The 17,505-nt window shown below is 68.8% G+C and carries 17 protein-coding genes and 1 pseudogene; 9 read left to right on the plus strand and 9 right to left on the minus strand.

What is annotated here, in order from left to right:
• Positions 1-372: 372 nt before the first annotated feature.
• On the minus strand, positions 373-1,518 hold the full coding sequence (locus AC5P1B_RS27365) for a hypothetical protein (protein WP_493890464.1): 1,146 nt from the start codon (positions 1,516-1,518) through the stop codon (positions 373-375).
• Positions 1,519-1,948: 430 nt separating this feature from the next.
• Here AC5P1B_RS27365 and AC5P1B_RS27370 point away from each other — a divergent pair, with 430 nt between their 5' ends.
• Complete coding sequence (locus AC5P1B_RS27370) at positions 1,949-2,824, plus strand: poly(ethylene terephthalate) hydrolase family protein (protein ID WP_493890465.1); 876 nt, start codon at positions 1,949-1,951, stop codon at positions 2,822-2,824.
• Positions 2,825-2,942: 118 nt separating this feature from the next.
• On the opposite strand, the pseudogene AC5P1B_RS27375 reads toward AC5P1B_RS27370, so the two are convergent.
• Positions 2,943-3,092, minus strand: a pseudogene (locus tag AC5P1B_RS27375) (N-acyl homoserine lactonase family protein); the annotation flags it as partial.
• A 247-nt stretch (positions 3,093-3,339) separates the two neighbouring features.
• Between AC5P1B_RS27375 and AC5P1B_RS27380 the strand changes: the two are divergent.
• Positions 3,340-3,639, plus strand: coding sequence for a hypothetical protein (locus AC5P1B_RS27380; RefSeq protein ID WP_493890466.1), 300 nt, complete (start codon positions 3,340-3,342; stop codon positions 3,637-3,639).
• A gap of 296 nt (positions 3,640-3,935) precedes the next feature.
• Here AC5P1B_RS27380 and AC5P1B_RS27385 read toward each other — a convergent pair whose 3' ends face one another.
• A complete protein-coding gene (locus AC5P1B_RS27385; protein ID WP_493890467.1) occupies positions 3,936-4,529 on the minus strand; it encodes an esterase/lipase family protein in 594 nt (197 codons plus the stop codon).
• Between the two features lie 653 nt (positions 4,530-5,182).
• Between AC5P1B_RS27385 and AC5P1B_RS27390 the strand changes: the two genes are divergently transcribed.
• The 4 genes from AC5P1B_RS27390 to AC5P1B_RS27405 all read left to right on the plus strand — a co-directional run bounded on the left by AC5P1B_RS27390 (position 5,183) and on the right by AC5P1B_RS27405 (position 11,113).
• Positions 5,183-6,094, plus strand: coding sequence for a 3-hydroxyacyl-CoA dehydrogenase family protein (locus tag AC5P1B_RS27390; RefSeq protein ID WP_493890468.1), 912 nt, complete (start codon positions 5,183-5,185; stop codon positions 6,092-6,094).
• Positions 6,095-6,280: 186 nt separating this feature from the next.
• Positions 6,281-8,209, plus strand: a complete 1,929-nt coding sequence (locus tag AC5P1B_RS27395) for a helix-turn-helix domain-containing protein (RefSeq protein ID WP_493890469.1) — start codon at positions 6,281-6,283, stop codon at positions 8,207-8,209.
• Positions 8,210-8,299: 90 nt separating this feature from the next.
• Positions 8,300-9,958: a tannase/feruloyl esterase family alpha/beta hydrolase gene (locus tag AC5P1B_RS27400; protein WP_493890470.1), complete on the plus strand. Its 1,659-nt coding sequence runs from the start codon at positions 8,300-8,302 to the stop codon at positions 9,956-9,958.
• 351 nt (positions 9,959-10,309) lie between these two features.
• Positions 10,310-11,113 (plus strand): polysaccharide deacetylase family protein, encoded by an 804-nt coding sequence (locus AC5P1B_RS27405; protein ID WP_493890472.1) that lies wholly within the window; start codon positions 10,310-10,312, stop codon positions 11,111-11,113.
• A 126-nt stretch (positions 11,114-11,239) separates the two neighbouring features.
• On the opposite strand, the gene AC5P1B_RS27410 is transcribed toward AC5P1B_RS27405, so the two are convergent.
• The 3 genes from AC5P1B_RS27410 to AC5P1B_RS27420 all read right to left on the minus strand — a co-directional run bounded on the left by AC5P1B_RS27410 (position 11,240) and on the right by AC5P1B_RS27420 (position 14,044).
• Positions 11,240-12,019 carry a polysaccharide deacetylase family protein gene (locus AC5P1B_RS27410; protein ID WP_493890473.1) on the minus strand — a complete coding sequence of 260 codons (780 nt, stop codon included), beginning with the start codon at positions 12,017-12,019 and terminating at the stop codon, positions 11,240-11,242.
• Positions 12,020-12,289: 270 nt separating this feature from the next.
• Complete coding sequence (locus AC5P1B_RS27415) at positions 12,290-12,433, minus strand: hypothetical protein (RefSeq protein WP_493890475.1); 144 nt, start codon at positions 12,431-12,433, stop codon at positions 12,290-12,292.
• 600 nt (positions 12,434-13,033) lie between these two features.
• Complete coding sequence (locus tag AC5P1B_RS27420; protein WP_493890476.1) at positions 13,034-14,044, minus strand: questin oxidase family protein; 1,011 nt, start codon at positions 14,042-14,044, stop codon at positions 13,034-13,036.
• A 343-nt stretch (positions 14,045-14,387) separates the two neighbouring features.
• On the opposite strand from AC5P1B_RS27420, the gene AC5P1B_RS27425 reads away from it, so the two are divergent.
• The 3 genes from AC5P1B_RS27425 (at position 14,388) to AC5P1B_RS27435 (ending at position 15,809) form a co-directional block, all read left to right on the plus strand.
• The gene (locus AC5P1B_RS27425) at positions 14,388-14,903 is read left to right on the plus strand and encodes a GNAT family N-acetyltransferase (RefSeq protein WP_493890477.1); all 516 of its coding nucleotides are present in this window, start codon (positions 14,388-14,390) and stop codon (positions 14,901-14,903) included.
• Positions 14,904-15,090: 187 nt separating this feature from the next.
• Entirely contained in the window at positions 15,091-15,372 is a 282-nt protein-coding gene (locus tag AC5P1B_RS27430) for a hypothetical protein (RefSeq protein ID WP_493890479.1), read from the plus strand.
• A gap of 8 nt (positions 15,373-15,380) precedes the next feature.
• Positions 15,381-15,809 (plus strand): HAD family hydrolase, encoded by a 429-nt coding sequence (locus tag AC5P1B_RS27435; RefSeq protein WP_493890481.1) that lies wholly within the window; start codon positions 15,381-15,383, stop codon positions 15,807-15,809.
• Between the two features lie 299 nt (positions 15,810-16,108).
• Here AC5P1B_RS27435 and AC5P1B_RS27440 read toward each other — a convergent pair whose 3' ends face one another.
• Genes AC5P1B_RS27440 through AC5P1B_RS27450 form a run of 3 tightly spaced genes read right to left on the minus strand, consistent with a single transcriptional unit; the run spans position 16,109 to position 17,267 of the window.
• The gene (locus AC5P1B_RS27440) at positions 16,109-16,375 is read right to left on the minus strand and encodes a DUF4235 domain-containing protein (RefSeq protein ID WP_493890482.1); all 267 of its coding nucleotides are present in this window, start codon (positions 16,373-16,375) and stop codon (positions 16,109-16,111) included.
• Positions 16,372-16,842, minus strand: a complete 471-nt coding sequence (locus tag AC5P1B_RS27445; RefSeq protein ID WP_493890484.1) for a DUF3618 domain-containing protein — start codon at positions 16,840-16,842, stop codon at positions 16,372-16,374. Before AC5P1B_RS27445 ends, AC5P1B_RS27440 begins: the two co-directional genes overlap by 4 nt.
• Positions 16,839-17,267: a phage holin family protein gene (locus AC5P1B_RS27450; RefSeq protein WP_493890486.1), complete on the minus strand. Its 429-nt coding sequence runs from the start codon at positions 17,265-17,267 to the stop codon at positions 16,839-16,841. The genes AC5P1B_RS27445 and AC5P1B_RS27450 overlap by 4 nt, the downstream gene beginning before the upstream one ends.
• Positions 17,268-17,505: the final 238 nt, after the last annotated feature.

Genomic DNA, 17,505 nt, shown 5'->3' on the forward strand with positions numbered 1-17,505 from the left:
ACTTCGACCGCACCGGCCGTCGCGGAAGCAGCCCGGCTCCGTAAGGATTCAGGCACCAATGGTCGGAGGAACGACCGCTCGGCATCGGGGGTTCATGGTGTCGGATCACCCGGGCGCCTTCCACCGCCCCCAAGATCACTTGACGGCAAACACAACACCATCGGAGGTAGCCTGCCTGCGGCCGCGAGTGGCCCCATGCCGCGTCCGGGCAACGGCACTCCGTCAGTCGCACGCGAACTGGGAACGTGCCGTCGACGTGGGCCAGGGACGGCACCTCCGAGCGGAGGATGCGGCCGCGTGCCCGTGAGGTCCTGGTCACCGGGCCGGGGAAACCAGGACAAGTATCGAGCAGGGCTTGGCCCCGGAGCCGGGTCAGGCTTCGAGGCGTTCTGTGTAGGCCTCGGTCGGAGGGGCCGGGGTGGGACTCGTCATGCCCACTGACCAGAATCCCGTGGTGCCGGGAATGGGTGCCACGTCGTTGAGGTGGGGCGCGGTCGCCGCGCCGGCCGGGCCTCGTACGACGGTCCACGTGGTGCCGTCCCGGCGCAGGTAGGTGCTGCGGCTCTGGTCGCGGTAGTCCCAGCCCGTTATCCATGCGGCGCGGCCCTGTGCGTCGCCCGCGATCCCGGTCAACGACCCGATGGTGAAGCCCGGTTCCACCCGCGTCCAGGCCGTGCCGTTCCAGTGGTTCAGGGCGGGGTTGCCGGGGCGTCCCGGTGGTCCGCCGACACCGGCCTCGGTGCCCACCGCCCATACGTCGCCCGGACCGGCCGGGTGGAGATCGCTGATGCCCAGACGGGCGCCTGCGATCGGGGGCAGGACCGTCCAGGCACCGTTCCAGCGGGCCACCAGTCCGGTCCATCCTCCGCCGTTCGCCTGGTCGCCGCTCACCCAGACCTCGCCCGGCGAGCGCACGAGGACCCGGTACAGGTTCGCGCTCGCGACAGGCAGCGGGGCCAGCCATCGCCACTTCCGCCCGTCCCTGTGCAACAGGCGGGCGGTGCCGCCGCGGGTGCCGCAGATCCATACCTGCCCGTCGGGGCCGACCGCCACCGAGTCCAGCCGGACGCCCGGCTCGCCTCTGCCTGGGAAGGCGGCCTCGCGCCAGGTGGTTCCATCCCAGCGCAGTAGCGGGCTCGCGTTCCCAGCGGGCAGTCCGACACTCCAGGCCTCGGTGGAGCTGATACCGGCGACATCGCTCAGTCTGCCGGTGTAGTCCAGGTGCGACAGGTCGGTCTTCGACCAGGCACCACCGTTCCACAGCATGGCCAGCCCGCGTCCCTGCGACGGCCCGGCGAGGCCCTCCTCTCCGACGGCCCAGGCCAGTTGGGGCCCGGCGGCGGCGACGCGGCGCAACTGCGCGGCCGGGGTACTGCCGGGCGCCGGCACGGCCTGCCAGCCTTGCGTACGGGGCGCCGGCACGGCCTGGCCGCCTTGTGTGCGGGGAGCCGGCGCGTCGGCCCGGACCGATCCCGAACCGAGCGCGATCCCCGAGAGAGTGCCGATCGTCCCTGCCACAAATCGTCTTCGTCTCACTGCTGGTTCCCTCCACACGGGTAGGAGGAACCACCGTGAACCAGCGGAGTTCAGAGGTCTAGATACGCGCGTGACAAAACCCGGCAGTCCCCCCGGAGACGTCCCGCGGAAGCTGCGGGGGTCAGCCTGGAATGTGGCATGGCCTCGGTCCACGCTTTCGCCGGTGGGTCAGGGACGGCACCTTCGAACGGACGCTGCGGACCGCGCAGGCCCGGCCGGTCGCGGTGCGGCATGGGAATCCATGCTGCGCGGCGCAGGAGGCCAGGTGCATGGAGGCGCACATGGCGGTGGGCGACTTTGTGTGTGCGCAGAACATGTGACGTGGGTCAAAGCCTTCCTAGCGTCGGGTCGTACGGCCGCTCACATTCCGTTTTCCCCGCACAGGCCGTACTTCTTCGACCAGAGGAGACTCATGGCTTCCCTACCCTGCGCCCTGAAACGCCGTCGCGGGAGCCGGGCCATTGGCACGGCACTCGCAGCCCTGGCCCTGCTGGTGGCGGGTGGCGTCACGGGCACACCCGCGGCCGGCGTGGCGGCCTCGACCTGCCCGTCGGTCAACGGCGAGTGGGCCGCCCCCGGCCCGTTCGCCGTGAACTCGGCGTCCAACGGCCGAGGCACGACCGTCTTCCGGCCGGTCGACCTGGGCACTCTGGGCTGCACCACACACCCGGTCATCCTGTGGAACAACGGCGCCCGCTCCGGTCTCGACCGGTATGCCCCGCTGCTGAACCACCTCGCCTCACACGGCTTCATCGTCGCCGCGGCGGAGGGCAACGCGGGCACCGGAGGCCCCATGCTGCGAGGGCTGGACTACCTGACGACCGAGAATGGCCGGGTGGGCAGCGTCTACCAGGGCAAGGTCGACCTGGCCAACGTCGGAGCCACCGGCCACTCCTTCGGCGGCGGAGCGGCGGTCGACGCCGGGGCCGATCCCCGAGTGGACACGATCGCGCCGATCTACCCCCTTGCGTTCAGCAGCGGCAGCCGGGTGCGGGGCCCCGCGGTGTTCTACGCCGGTCAGAACGACACCATCGTGCCGCCCTCGACGGTCCGCAGGACATACAGCCAGGCCACCCAGGTGCCCGCCATCTACGCCGAACAACGCGGCGCCGACCACTACGGCATCCCCGACCTGCACGGCCCCGTCACCGCGTGGTTCCGCTTCCACCTCATGCGCGACGAGCAGGCTCGTGGCCTGTACTTCGGCCCGAACTGCACCTACTGCTCGTCCTCGTTCTGGTCGGTCTTCGAGCGCAACCCCCGCGCCAAGGCCGTCCCCGGCCCCTGACCCCACACAACATGGCGGAGAGCCCGACGTGGCCTGAGCCTGGTTGACCAGGTGCCGGGTGTGGTGACGTCCGTCATCGTCTTGAACGCCACATCCGGTCGGCGCGGGAAGTCGGTGGTCACCCAGGGGCCGTCTTCAAAGCTGACCAAGAGTAGTCGTGTGCGAAGAGCACGCGGCGGGGGTCGCATTCGATGAGCCGCTCCAGCCATGGCTGATAGGTGGGAAGCGGCGGTTCGAGGCTGTGGAGGACGGCCTGACGGGCCAGGTGGTGCATTCCCCGGGCCCCTCGCGGAGCCGAGAGGGGCCCCTGCGTATGCCGGACCACGGTGCGAAGTCGCGGAGTCGCCGAACGACGAGCACGGCAGCGCACCGCCACCCTCTGCCGCGGCGACCGCCTCGCGGGCCGTGGCGAAGGTGGCGGTGAAGCCGCCCTACGGCGAATCCAGCGGCGAGGCCGCCGAACACCGGTGGCTATGGGGGCAGCGGCGAACTCCCTGTCGTGGAAGACTCTGTGCGTGCCTACCTGGATAACCCCGCGCCGCCTGGGGGCCACCGCCGTCCTGTACGCCGTCTTCGTCGGAGGCTGGTACCTCGGCCAGCCCCTTCCCCATGTTGGTTGCCACACACCCGAACCAGCTATCGCAGCCCAGGGCCCGGACACCATCGCGGAGCCCGGCGACGTCTCCGGCAACCTCTCCCGGACGGCCGAGGCGGTCCTCACCCACGACGTCGTCTCCACCAACACGATCGCACCGTGCGACGCGTCGACGCCCCATCCCCGCCTGCTGGCCTGGGTGATCGGTGACTGGCGCTGAGCTCGTTCCCCAGCCTCAGACCCCGAACCGGACAGCTCACCTGATCACGTCTACGACCGGGCGCAGACGGCCGCGCAGTGTATGTGCCGTATGGCCGCTCGCTCGTCATGGTGCTGGACCAGGACGCGGTGCACTCCGTGCGGGAGCTTGGCGGCGTTCCTTGGGTCGGCGAGCCGAGCCCCATCGGGCCGTCGCGCGGATCTGCTCAGCCGAGGGGCGGGAACCGTGCGGGCGCGGCATGGGGAAGGCGGCGCCCGCACGGCTCGGTGTTGGCCCTCAGCGGGGCGGTGGGGAGGTCAGTTGCTCTCGTGTGCGGTGATGAACGAGCGCATCTTCGTCAGCGCCTTGCTGTCGGAGATGATCGCCAAGTGGTTGGGGGCCGTCGGGCCGCTCATCAGGTAGTTCTCGTGCGCACCGGCGAGCATCGCGGTGTCGGTGGGTACGGCGTTGTAGTCCCTGGTCGACCTGATCGTCAGGTAGTCGACCTTGTCGTTGAAGGGGACTTCGGTCGGGGAGTTGAGCTCCTTGAGGAACGGCGTGTCGGGGGAGGCGAACTGCTGGCAGGAGACGTACCACTGGCAGCCGTTGTTGGTGGTGCCGTGCTGAGGCCCGGCGAAGGCGATGTACTGGGAGACCTTGTCTCCACCGCCGAGGTTCTTGATGTAGTACCGAGCGGCCAATGTGGAGGCGGACCATGTGGCCAGAACCACCGTGGAAGCCCCGGTGTCGTTGCGGACCTGATCGACCTTCGCCGAGATCTCCTTTGCGGCCTGGGCCAGGTCCTGTGTCATCCGGCTGCTGTCGGTCCAGGTGAACAGCCTGTTCGTCGGCCAGCCGTTGCTCTCCAGGTTGGACTTCATGGGGGCCATGTTGGACGGCGTACCCGTCATCCCGGAGATCATGATCACCGGGTCATGCGCGGCGGCAGCGGACGGGGACGCCGCGCCGGAAGCCTGGGAAGCCAGGCTCAGCAGGCCGCCGGTCAGCAGAGCCGCGAGTGAAGCGGACAGCAGGCGCCGTGAACGGGCTCTTTGCGGATTCCGTGCGTTCGTCGATGCCGTCCCGGGGGGCGCCGAGAGCGCAGATGTGTAGCGAAACACGGGTGTTCCTCCCTGCCCGTCCTGCGTCGCACCGAGCGCGGGCAGTGGCTCGCGCCGGCGGGTGCGGACGGGGTGGTGGGTGGTGGGGGAGTGGTACGGACAGGGAGCACCGTAGGACCGCGTCGCAAGGCGGGCTGATGGGAGCGGCGCACAGTCTTCCGCTGCTTGTATGTCCGGCGCGACCATTACGGGTTCTCGTCACGGCGTCTCAAGCCCCCCGGCACCCCTGGTCCGCGGACATCCCCGGAGTGTGAGGTCGACCCACAACATCCGCGCTACATATGTGCACCGGTCCTCTCGTTCTCCATGTGTCACCGCCATAGCGTCGTCACGCGGCGCATCACGGCTTCGCCACTCCCCTTCTCAGCGCGCAGCACCTCTGACCTCGTCGGCGATGACCCGATGCACCGCTTACACCCTCATCCGTTCTTGGAGGACAGGCAATGATCCGATTCGGAATCATCGGCGGTGGGCTCATGGGGCACGGGATCGCCGTCGCTTTCGCGCAGGCGGGTCACCGGGCAGTCGTGCACGATGTGGACCCTGCGGTTCTGGGCACCGTCAGCGACCGGGTCGTGCGGGCTCTCGAACGCTGCCACCTCTCATCCCACGACGTCCGGCTCGTCGCGGAGCGCGTCACTCTGGCGGAGACACTGCCGGATCTCGCACAAGAGGCGGACATCGTGGTCGAAGCCGTTCCCGAGCGCCTCGACCTCAAGTACGAGGTCCTCGCAGCGCTGGAAGCGGGGATTCCCCCGGTGATGCCGGTGTGGTCCAACACTTCGGTGCTGTCGCTCACCGAAATGGCCAAGGGGATGCGGTATCCCGAGCGGCTGGTCGGAGTCCACTGGTGGAACCCGCCGTATGTCATCCCGCTGGTCGAGGTCGCCCCGGGAGCGATGACGGACGACAGGTTCGTGCGGGGGGCGTGCGATGTGCTGGACGGGTTGGGTAAGACGACGGTGCGCCTTCAGAGGGACGTTCCCGGGTTCATAGGAAACCGGCTGCAGTTCGCGCTCGTGCGGGAGGCTTTGCATCTCCTGGAACAGAAGGTGTGTGACCCGGCGACGATCGACACGGTCGTGCGGGCCAGCCTGGGCCTGCGCTGGTCGGCTGTGGGTCCCATGGAGAACGCGGATTTCATCGGTCTGCACCTGACCAGGAACATTCTGAGCAGCCTTGCGCCCTGCTTGTCGGCGGAGACTCACACATTCCCCGCCCTCGACGAGCCCCTCAACGTCGGTCACGGGGGCCGCGTCTCGGGAACGGGGCTGCTGCCCTGGCCGACGGGGCAAAGCGAGGAAGTGGCGCGGCGCCTGGATACCGGCATCCGCCGAAACCTTTCCGAGCTGTAAGTGTCGGCCGGCGCTCAGACGTCGCGCTGCCGTGCCCGTCGGCACCATTGCCTACGCGACACGGCTGCCGTGCCCGTCGGCACCATTGCCTACGCGACACCGTGACAACAGCAACCCGGGAGGCCAGGATGCGCACACGTCATATCGGCTCGGGCGCGTTCGAGCAGCACACCTGGCGGAGGAGCGATGGCAGGATCGTACGGCGGCACTTTCCTGAGGCTGCTGCTTGAGGACGCCGACGTCAGCGCTTTCGATGAGGTGCTGGCGTCGGCCCGTGCTGCCGGTGAGCCGCTCGACCGGCTCACGGAGCTGGAGCAGGAGCGGGCCACCGCGCTGCGTCTGCGCGAGAGGCACCTTCGGCATCGCCGCAACGAGGCAGCCCTTCAGCTCCTCAACGACACGGCGAGCGACCTGGCTTCGTTGCGGGATCTCGACTGCATCCTCCAAGCGATCGCCGACCGTGCGCGCAGACTGCTGGACTGCGACCTCGCGTACATCAGCCTCAGCGACCGCGGGCGGGGAGACAGCTACATCAAGGCGGCGGCGGGCAACATCTCCGGTCTGCTGCGCGAGCTGCGGCTGCCGGTCGGCACCGGCGTCGGAGGGATTGTCGCGCGGACCGGCGAGCCCTACACCGTCACCTCGTACTCCACGGACGACTCGTTCATCCGTACGCCCGAGATCGACAGGACAGTCGCCGCGGAGCGGATCGAGTCACTGCTGGGTGTGCCGGTCAAACTCGACCAGGGGGTGATCGGTGTCCTGCTCGCCGCGCATCGCAGCCGTCGGGGGTTCAGCAGCCATGACATCAGTATTCTGATCATGCTCGGTTCCCACGCGGCCGTGGCCATCGAGAACGCCCGCCTGCTGCACGCCGCGCAGGAGGCCGTCGCGGAGTTGCAGGTGGCCAACGGCACGATCAGCTCCCACATGTCGGACCTGGAACGCACCGCGGAAGTCCACGAACGCCTGACCAGGCTGGTCATCCAGGGCAAGGGAGTGGACGAAGTAGCGCAGGCGACTGCGTCCGCGGTGTCCGCAACGGTGACCATTCTCGACGAGGACGGCGACATCGTGGCGCAGTCCTGCGGTCAGGGTTCGTCGTCGGCCGACGACATGCGGAGGAGCAGCGCAGACGCTTGGCAGGCCGGACATACGGTGCTGCGCGGCACCCAGTGCGCCGTTCCCTTGATCACCGAATCCGAGCCCCTCGGAACGATCGTCATGGCCGCTACGGCAGAAGTCGACACCACCGACCGCCGCATCCTGGAGCGGGCCGCGCTGGTGGCATCCCTCGTCCTCGTCACGCGCAGACGCATGGCGGAGGCGGAAGCCCGCGTGCGCGGCGAACTGCTGGGTGACCTGCTGGGCGCTCACGCCAAGGACTACGACCTCCTGCGGCACCGGGCCGCCCTTCTCGACGTCGACCTTGACACATGCCGGATCGTGGTGGTCGCCCACCTGGACGACGAACCGCAGCAGCGGGTCTACGCCTCCACCGCGGCCTTCGCCAGGCGGTCCCACGGCCTGGCGTCCTATCAGCACAACACCGTCATCCTGCTGCTGCCCGGAGACGATCCCCTCACGGTGGCGCGTCGGGCCGTTCGCGAACTGTCCCGAACCTCACGGCATCCCGTCACCGCCGGCCTCGCACGCGCCGCGGACATCTCCGACGTCGCCGCGGCCTACCGGGAAGCGGACAACTGCCTGCGGGCCCTGATCGCCCTCGGCAAGACCGGAGACATCGCGGACACCCAGAGCCTCGGGTTCGTCGGAGCTCTCTTCAGCGGCCAGCCGACCACCATCGCCTCGTTCATCGACTCCGTCATCGGCCCGGTGATCGACTACGACCGCCGCCACCGTTCCGATCTGGTACGCACGCTCGACGAGTTCTGCCGGACAGGCCAGCACGCCCGGAACACGGCACATTCGCTGCACCTGCACGTGAACACCGTTGCCCAACGTCTCGCCCGGGTGGGCCAGCTTCTCGGGGAAGGCTGGCGAGACCCGGAAAGGCTGCTGGAGATCCAGATCGCCCTGCGACTGCTGCACGTCACCACGCCACAGCCTGCGGCGACGGTGCTCAGCGCACCCGAAAGCACACTGGGCAGGTAGCCCGTATGTGGGCTCCAGCCGTAGCACCCCTCTGACGGGCTTCATAGCCTGTGCGCCTCGCGACATGACACACGAGCGTAGGAGGCTGCCATGAGAAAGATCCTCGCCGCATCAGGGCTCGCGCTCACGCTGGTCAGCGGAACACTCATGCCCTCAGCGCGGGCCACCCAGAACCCAGCACGGTGCAGCGGCCTGCTGGGCCTGAAGATCCCTTCCTCGGTGATCGGCCTGCCGAGCACCGGAGGCGAGGTGACCGCAGCAACCATGGTCGCCTCGGCCGGCAGCGGAGCTGCGGCGACGGGAGCCTACTGCCGCGTCGACGCCGCCATCCGGCCCGTGGACCCCCAAGCCCCCAGCGTCAGGATGCGGGTCGCCCTGCCCGAGCGATGGAACGGAAAGGCGATGATGTTCGGCGGCGGAGGCTACGACGGCACCATTCCCGACGTCGCCGGCAATGTGCCCTTCGGTCCGACCGGTCGGCCGCGCCCATTGAGCCGCGGCTACGCCACCTTCGCCGGCGACTCCGGACATCAGGCGGCCCCGGACTTCCAACCGGCCACCTCGCTCGACGGGTCCTTCGGCGTCAACGACGAAGCAGTGCGCAACTTCGCGGGCGACGCGCTCAAGAAGACCAGGGACGCCGCACAGTTCATCATCCGCGCGCATTACTCAGGCGCCACGCCCATCAACAGCTACTTCGCAGGCGGATCGAGCGGCGGGCGTGAAGCTCTCGCAGTGGCACAGCGGTGGCCCACGGACTTCGACGGCATCATCGCCGCCTACCCGGCCTGGAACGCCGCCAGTCTCAACCTGTTCTTCGGGTACGAAGTCCAGGTCCTCTCCCGCCCAGGAGCCTTCCTCCACCCCGCCGAGCAGAACCTGCTCTACCGCGCCGTCATCGCCGCCTGCGACGGCGACGACGGCCTGCGTGACGGCGTTATCTCCGACGAACGCGGCTGCCGCTTCAACCCCCGCACGCTGCGCTGTCCGAACGGTCAGGACACCGCGGACACCTGTCTGTCCGACCGCCAGATCCAAGCCGTCGAGAGGCTCTCCTCCCCGCTGCGATGGACGTACCGCCTCGCGGGTGGTGAAACCGGCTATCCCGGATTCCCCTTCCTCTCCGGCGCCGACATGACCACCCCACTGCTGGGCATGGGCATCCGGGCCCCCGGCCACCCCATGCCGAAGGACAGCGGTTACGGGCCCCAGTTCTGGGACCAGTGGGTGAAATACTTCGTCACCCGCAACCCCGCACACGACTCGCTGACCCTCGACCCCCGCCACCCCGGCTCGTGGCAGCAGCGCATCAGCGAACTCTCGGCACTGCAGGACGTCAACAACCCCGACCTGCGCCGATTCGCGAAAGCCGGAGGCAAGCTGCTCATCCTGCACGGCACGGCCGATGAACTCGTCAGCCACCGCTCCACGATCGAGTACGTCCAGCGCGTCCGGAAACTCATGGGCAAGCACGCCACCCGCGACTTCGCCCGGCTCTACCTCATACCTGGCGCCAACCACGCCAACGTCAAGGCGTCCTTCACGGCGAGCTGGGACTCGCTGAGCGCTCTGGAGAGCTGGACAGAGAAGGGCAAGGTGCCCGCACGGCCGGTCGTCACCGACGTCGGCCCCGCAACGAACGGCCGGACCCGGCCGCTGTGCGAATACCCCTCATGGCCGAAGTACACCGGCACCGGCAGCCCCGACGCCGCGGACAGTTTCACCTGCCACACCAGGCCGCGACCCTAGCCCTGCGGCGCGATACCAGCGCCGCTCGGAATGCCGGCGCCGTCACCATCGGCAGGCCGCCAGTTGGCGGGCGAACAGGGAGTCAACGCGATGGCGGTCGCCAATGGCAGGGAACCCGGCCGGACCAAGGCGGCGCCCAATCCGGTGAAGAGCAGCACGCGGCGTTTGGGTGAGGTGGCCCGTCAGGGCCATCCGGTCGGCCGGGGCGCGTGTCCCCTTCCCTCGCAAGGCCTTGGGGCAAGGCCTTGCGCAGGTGTCCTACGCCGCGACCGCCGCCTACGGCCCGTTCATCGCGAGGCTTTCGCGGCGCGTCGGTCCGCCCGGCCCGGCGGGAACGGGAATGCTGAGGTGATGATCGGTGAATATGGTCTTTTGCCACGGCGCCGCTTCCTCACAGCGGGCGGCGTCACCGTGCTTTCGCTGTGCGCCCAGGCCCAGGCCTCGGCGCGGGCCGCCGTTGTCCCGGGCCCGGACATCCCGGTGCGGCCGGAGCGGCATGTGCGGGCGGGGCCCATGGCCCTGGCCCTGACGTTCGATGACGGGCCGAGTCCGCTGTACACCCCGCAGGTGCTGGCCGTCCTGCGCCGTTACGGGGTGAGGGCGACGTTCTTCATGCTCGGTGCCAACGTCGCCAATTACCCCGGCACTGTCCGCGAAGTCGCCGATGCGGGGCACGTCCTGGGCAACCACACCTGGTCCCATCCCAACCTCGGCACCCTGCCCGCAACCGAGGTCCGCACCCAGATCGAGCGTACGAACGACGTCATCGCCCGCACCACCCAAGGCAAGCCCCCGGTTCTCTTCCGCGCTCCCGGCGGTCACTTCGCTCCCACAGCCCTGGCTGTATGCGCCGACCTTCAGATGCGCGCGATTTCCTGGTCCGTCGATCCGGAAGACTGGGCCAACCCGGGCGCCGACCGTATCGCCCAACGGACCCTGGAGAACGCCCGGACCGGATCGATCATCCTCAATCATGACGGCACCCTCAGCCTCAACGGCATCCCCGACAACAAAGGCCTGGCCGACCGCACCCAGACCGTCACCGCCTTGAAGACCATCCTCCCTCGCCTCATGGACGCCGGATATCGGTTCACCACCCCCGACGCACATCCCCAGCCCACCGGCGACAGCCCCGTCCGCCCGGCGGGTGTCTGACCTGGACGGTCCGATGAGATGCGCTCGGCTGGTGGCGGCGGGCCGGGGTTGCGGGAGATGTCCTCGGGCCCCTCCGGTCGTACGAAGGACCGGCGCGCTCCAACCCTGAACGGCAGGACAGGGTTCTCAGCTGCTGAGAAGAGTCCTCAGGTCAGCGATCCGGTATCCGCTGGCGTGGAGGGCGTCGATGATCCGCGGAAGAGCGAGGACGTCGAGGGCATGCCGGTGTCCGTCGAAGGTGCCCACGTGCATCTGTACGATCGCCCCCGGTGCCAGGGCGTCCAGGGTTCTGTCGACAACCCTTTGTACGGTCATGCCACCGGCGGTTCCAAGGTAGCCGTTGGTGTCGGTGGTGAACTCGATGTCCGCGAAGCCCAGCGCGTTGACCCGCGCGATCCCCTTCGGGGTGGTGGCGCTGTAGGGGAAGCGGAAGAACGGCAGAGGGTCGGCCCCGGTCGCTTGCCGGATCGCATGGTCCGCGCGGAGAACCTCCTCCGCCACTTCCCGGGGGGTGAGGCCGCCGAACTCCGGGTGGCTGTGGGAGTGGTTGCCGATCCCGTGCTCCGCCGCCATGGCCCGAGCCGCCCTGGGGTGGCGCTCGGCGAACTGCCCGGTCAGGAAGAACGTGGCCGGCACCTGGTACCGGCGCAGCACCTGCAACGCCGCGTCGACCCCGGTCTCGTTCCAGGCCGCGTTGAACGTCAGTGCGACGACCCGCCGACTGGTGGGCAGCCGCCGGTTCTCCGAACCGAACAGCCTCTCCACCGGGCCCGGTTCCAGGCGCGCCGCAGGCAGGGCCGGCCCGGAAACCGCCGCGGGATTCCTGACGGGATCAGGCGCGGCGGTGGCGGCATAGCCACTCGCGGGAAGGGCGATGGCCACCACGACTACGACGGCGGCTGCCAAGCGTGCGAAAGCTCTCTGTGTGAGGAGACGGAGCCTGAGGACATGGAGGAAGCCTGCACCTGGGAGGACGCCCGGCACGGTAGCCAGGGACCGCAGGACGGCGGGAGCGAAAGCGTTCATGTCCGGCAAACGCCTTCCCCTGGAAAGCGACACGGCGAACGACAGCATCCCGACCGCTCAAGGCGTGGTGGTGCGCCGCGCCGTTCGATCGCGCAGAGGACGTGTCACCGGGAGCGCGAACGGCTTCTTACCGGCGGCGACCGCCAACAGTCAGGCGGGTTCCATCAGCACCGAGTAGGCCCGTTCAAGACCCTGCTCGTAGCCTGTCCCCACCTCGACGTAGAGGTGACCTCCGGCTGCGCACGCGTCACGTAGGGTGCGGCTCTGCTCCGTGACCCATAGCGACGCCGCCATGGGACGATCTTGCTCGTGGCTGGTGTGAGCACGGCGTCCGACAAGGGACAGCCCATAGGAACATCCCTGCCCTATCAGTTCCAGCCGGTCCCCGGATCTGACAGGGCGGGGATAGCGTTTCAAATCCGCTCGCTTTCTAGACGGAGCCGCAATTGCTGGCGGGGGCCAGAACTCCGAGCGCCGACTCACACAGGTTTCCGCCAGTGGTGATATCGGCCAACCCGTTTTGGCTTTGCGCCTTGGTACGCGAAGACCAATCCCAGTCTCCCTCAGCCGTTCCCAAGGGGCCCTCCACGGAACCCTGAGCGGCGAGCGAGGCTGAACCAGAAACGGAGACGGCGGGTACCGCAGCGCTCGCGGGCACTGCGAGTACGCCGACAAGTGTGGAGACTCCGAGAATGACGGCAGCGATACGAGGGATACGAGGCATGGGAAAGCCCTTTCGTAAACGGAGAGTTGGCGTTGACTCGGCGGCTGGTTCGAGTCGTCCGAGGGCTGCCCAAGCCAATGTATGAACATGCGCTGATCACCCGAACGGATGAATAGGGCCGATCCACCGCCCAAAAGAAAGCGCCCCAGGCCCTCGTGAACCCCGTCCCCCTAAACCAGCGGCTCACTCAGTTCGATGGAACGCAAAGCGGCCGCCAGTGCCCGTTCGTCGCCGATGTCGAGGGCTGTGTCGGTCAGCTTGATGACGTGTTCGTCGCCGTGCGCCAGGGCCCGTTCGAAGACCTCTTCGGGGGTGAAGGTGCCCTGTGGGGTGTACGCGACCGGGGTGTGGGGTGCGTACATCGCGGTCACCGCCGCCGATGCCGTCCAGGCGGCACGCAGGCTCGGTGCCCACAGGACGTGCGGGAGCGCGGGCAGGGTGCGCAGCACGGCGTTGGGGGCCGTGGCCGCGTGGACCAGCATCGTCTCTTCGCCGTGGCCGTGAGTCGCGTATCGGTGGGTGGCTGCCCGCACCAGCTCGGTGAGGCGGTCTCGCGCTTCGTTCGCGTCCGTGATCGCGGCTGCCCAGATGGGCAGGCCCGTGACACGGCAGAGCCGGGCGGCGAAGCCGCCGTCCCGTTCGGCGATGGGGGTCACCGCGTCGAGGGCGGCGGCTGCGCTGTCGGCGCCGGGCAGCGGGGCGAGGTCCGCGAAGGAGTGGTAGCGCGCGGCCCAGTAGCCGAGGCCGTGGGCGAGCTCGGCCAGACGCGGCTCGGTGCCCTCGCTGACCAGAAGAGTGCGCACGGCGTGACCTACCCGGATCACCGGGTGCGTCGAGCCGCCGTACATGCCGGGCAGGAGCCGGGGCCACCACTCGGTCAGCACGTCGCGCCAAGGGCGCTCGGCGATCTCGCGGACGAAGTAGCCGATCCAGTCGGCAGCGCGGCGCGGATCGCCCAGCGCGGAGCGCCAGTTGGCGGACGTGACTGGCTCGACACCCGACGGGAACTCCTCCAGCTTGCGCGTGTACAGGTCGAGCCACCGGTGTACCGAGCCGGCCTGGCCATGCGCGGCGAGGGCCTCAACGGCCATCGGCGCGTGATTGGTGAGCCGCCCAAGCCGCTCTGGCCCTGAACTGTGCAGTCGCTGGAGCGCCTCATCGAGAATGCCCGTCTTATCCATGGCGAGGACGGTAGGCGGGGTGCCGCGACGGCGTAACAGGCTGAAGGCCTAGGGCCGGTCCTAGGTCCGGCCCTAGGACCAGTCATTCGACCGACGCCGGGCACGCCCACCACCATGCCGAATGTGACGACGAAGCCCAGGCCCGCCGCCCCACGGGGGACCGGTGCAGCCTCTGATACAGTCGCCGCACACGTGAGCTATGAGACGCGTGTGACACCTGATACCGCTGCGACCAGGGAGGTTGATGAATATGGCCCGCGCCGAGCTTCTTCAGCCTGCCCTTGTCCGGGCCGCGCGCGGTTGAATCGCGGTCCGGTCGTTGCACAACGACCAGGAGTGTCGCGTGTTCTCTTCTTTCTCTCTGACCGGTACGAACCTCGTCACCGACCGTCTCATCCTGCGGAAATGGTCCGCTGAGGAGATCGCCGCCGTCCTCGGTAACGGCCGGTCGGCGCACTGGGCGGAGGACTTTCCCGCCGAGGGCGACTGTGTCATCGCCGGCGTCATAGCCGAAGGGCCGGACCAGTCGAACGACTACGGTCACCGGCAGATCGCCGAGCGGACCAGCGGCCTGGTCGTCGGCAGCATCAGCCTGCTCTGGCCGCCGAGTGACGGTGCTCTGGAGATCGGCTACGGAATCGTGCCGTCACGCCGTGGCCGAGGCTACGCACCAGAGGCCACCCAGGCCCTCGTGGAGTTCGCGCTCACCTCGCCGGAGGTCCACACGGTGTACGCCGACGTGGAGCTGTCCAACCCGGCCTCAGCCCGCGTACTGGAGAAGGCCGGACTGCGTCGCTGGAGCATCGATGCCACAACCGCGCGGTTCCGTACCGGCGCACCGAGCCTCGACCAGCGCTGAGCCGAGGCAGTCGATCCGGGCCAGGCGGTGACGTCCCGCTGTGGTTCCCCGTACCTGGTCGCAAGCTGGTGTGACCGCGTCGTCATCACGCGGCGCGGGTAGGGGAAGGCGTCCGGTGGCGCGCACGCCGCCGGACGTCCCCCCGGGCGAGGACCCGGCTCAGCAACGATCAGTTGGAGGACCGAACGTGACAGACGTCGTGTCCATCGTCACCTTTGATGGTGACGAGACGCTGTGGGATTTCCAGAGCGCGATGAGGAAAGCACTGGCGCTAGCGGCTCAGCGTTTCGCTGCGGAAGGTCTTGTGCGGAGCGACGGTTCACTGGTGACAGCGGGCTGGCTGGCGGGCATCCGTGAGGACGTAGCCGCCCGCCCTGGCTTCAGCCACGCCTCGATGGAAACGATCCGCTGGGCGGCCTTCGAAGAGGCGAGCCGGGAGGTGGGCGCCGACCCGCCGACGAGGAGCTGACGGCACGTGTGTTCCACGCCTACATGCACACACGCCATTCCTCGGTGACGCTCTATGACGACGCGAAAGCCTGCCTGGACAGCCTCAGCCGCCGAGGATTCCGACTCGGCCTTGTCACCAATGGGAACAGCAAGCCGTCGGCACTGGGTGTGGAGTCGGCGTTCGAGGTCATGGTCGTGGCCGCTGACTGCGGTTTCCGAAAGCCCGATCCCGCGATCTACCGCTATGCCGCCGAACGGTTCGGCGTCAGGCCGGACGCGTGCGTGCACGTAGGCGACCATGTCGAAGAAGATGTCCAGGCGTCCGTGAGAGCCGGCAAGCGCTCCGTCTGGATCAATCGTTCTGGGGCAGAAGCAGCCGAGGAGACGGCGGCTTGGCGGACGATCTCACGCTTGGGGCAACTACCGCCCCTGCTCGCGGGCGGCATGGCTGCCTGACGAGACCGCAGCCCCGGGCGCGGACACCGCGCCCCTCGTGAGCCGCCCGCCGTAAGCCGTGAGCGGGGGCGCGGTCATCCGGGCCGCTTCAGGGCTGACTCCGGGCCGCCTCAGGGAATTGACTCGCTTTCGCTTCCTCGTTCCACCATGCCCGCATGGAGCTGTATCCGGGGGAGACCGACAAGCTCTGGTGACGTCTTCCGGTCAGCGGTCAGCGGTCAGCGGTCAGCGGTCAGCGGTCAGCGGTGGGCGCTGGGCGAGCGGGGCTGGGGGCGGGCAGCCCCCGTAGTGTTCGGGAGTCAGCCGGGCCAGGTCCCCGTCACGCGCCTGGTCGCGGTGGCGCCACCGCGGTCGACGGCCGCCTTCACGAGGGCGAAGATCGCTCCTTGTACCGCCGCCGCGAGCAGCACTTCCTGCCAGGTACGGTCCTCATCCGTGGCATCCGGGGCGTCGTCCTCGTGCGCCAGGGTCTTCCAGGTCTGCTTGAACACCGCGCTGGCGATCAAGCCGCTGGCCGCCCCCAGGGCCAGCCCCAACGGCTTGTAGGCGATCGTCGACGCCTTCATCGCTTCCTCCGGTCGCGGCGCAGCTTGGCGAGGAGGATGAGAACGACCACGGCCGCGGCCAGCAGCGGGCCGGGGCGGCGGCGGGCGGCCTCGGTGGCGCGACTGGCCTTCTCGCTCACCGGTTCAGGCGTCTTCTCCTGGACCTTCGCCGCGGCGGCCGTAGCGGCTTCGGCGATCCTGTCCTTGCCGGAGGCGGCCTTGTCCCGCACCGGCTGCGGCGTCTTGTCCTGAGCCAGTTGCGCCACGTGCGCCGCCGAGTGCTGAACCTGCTGCTTGGCCTGCTCCGTCACGCCCTTGAGCTGAGCTTTGGCCGTCGCCGCCTTGGTCTTCGCCTGGGCCTTCACATCTGCCTTGGCGGCCAGTTCTTCCACGGTCCGGCCCAGTTCCTCGCGTGTCTCTCGCGCCTTGTCGCGCAGTTCCTCGGGGGTGGGCTTCTTCTCGCTGTCGTCGTTGGACTGTTTGGTCATCGCTTGGCCTTCTCCTTGATGGTGGCGACGTCGGTTTTGACGCCGTCGACTGCTCGCTCGGGCATCGGCGGGGTGGCCTGCCTCATCTGTTTCTTGCCCGTGACCGCCAAGACCGCGGCGAGCAGAAGCAGGACGGCGGCGATGATCAGCGCAGACGCCCACACGGGGAGGGCGAGGGCGAGCGCGGCGATGGCGGTGGCCGCCAGCGCCTGCAGCGCGATGAACGCGACCGCACCCGCTCCGCCGAACAGGCCGCCGCCGATGCCGAACCGCTTGCCCTTGTCGGCGACTTCCGCTTGCGCGAGCCGTAGCTCCTCTCGTACCAGTTGCGACAACTGCTGGGACGCGCGTGAGACGAGCTCGCTCACTGACTCCTCGGCGCCACCGTGCTCGTACTTGGAGGAAGGGGAATCAAAGGAATGCATGATCGTTCACGTGTCCTTCCTGGCTTTCAGCCCGGTTACCCACGGCTAGCGTGCTCATGCCGTCTGCGGGCGCATCCCTTGATTCCGGGGCCTGCTCCGGCCGTTGAAGCGCCCGGACGCCAGCCCAGCCGCGCACCCCGGTCGACGTACTCCTTCCGAAGCAACTGCTGCTACGCGCGGTGTCACCACGCCGAGCACGTCGCCGGGACGCAGGCAACGGCGGGCCACACTGGCAACG

This window comes from Streptomyces sp. A01, assembly GCF_059026195.1.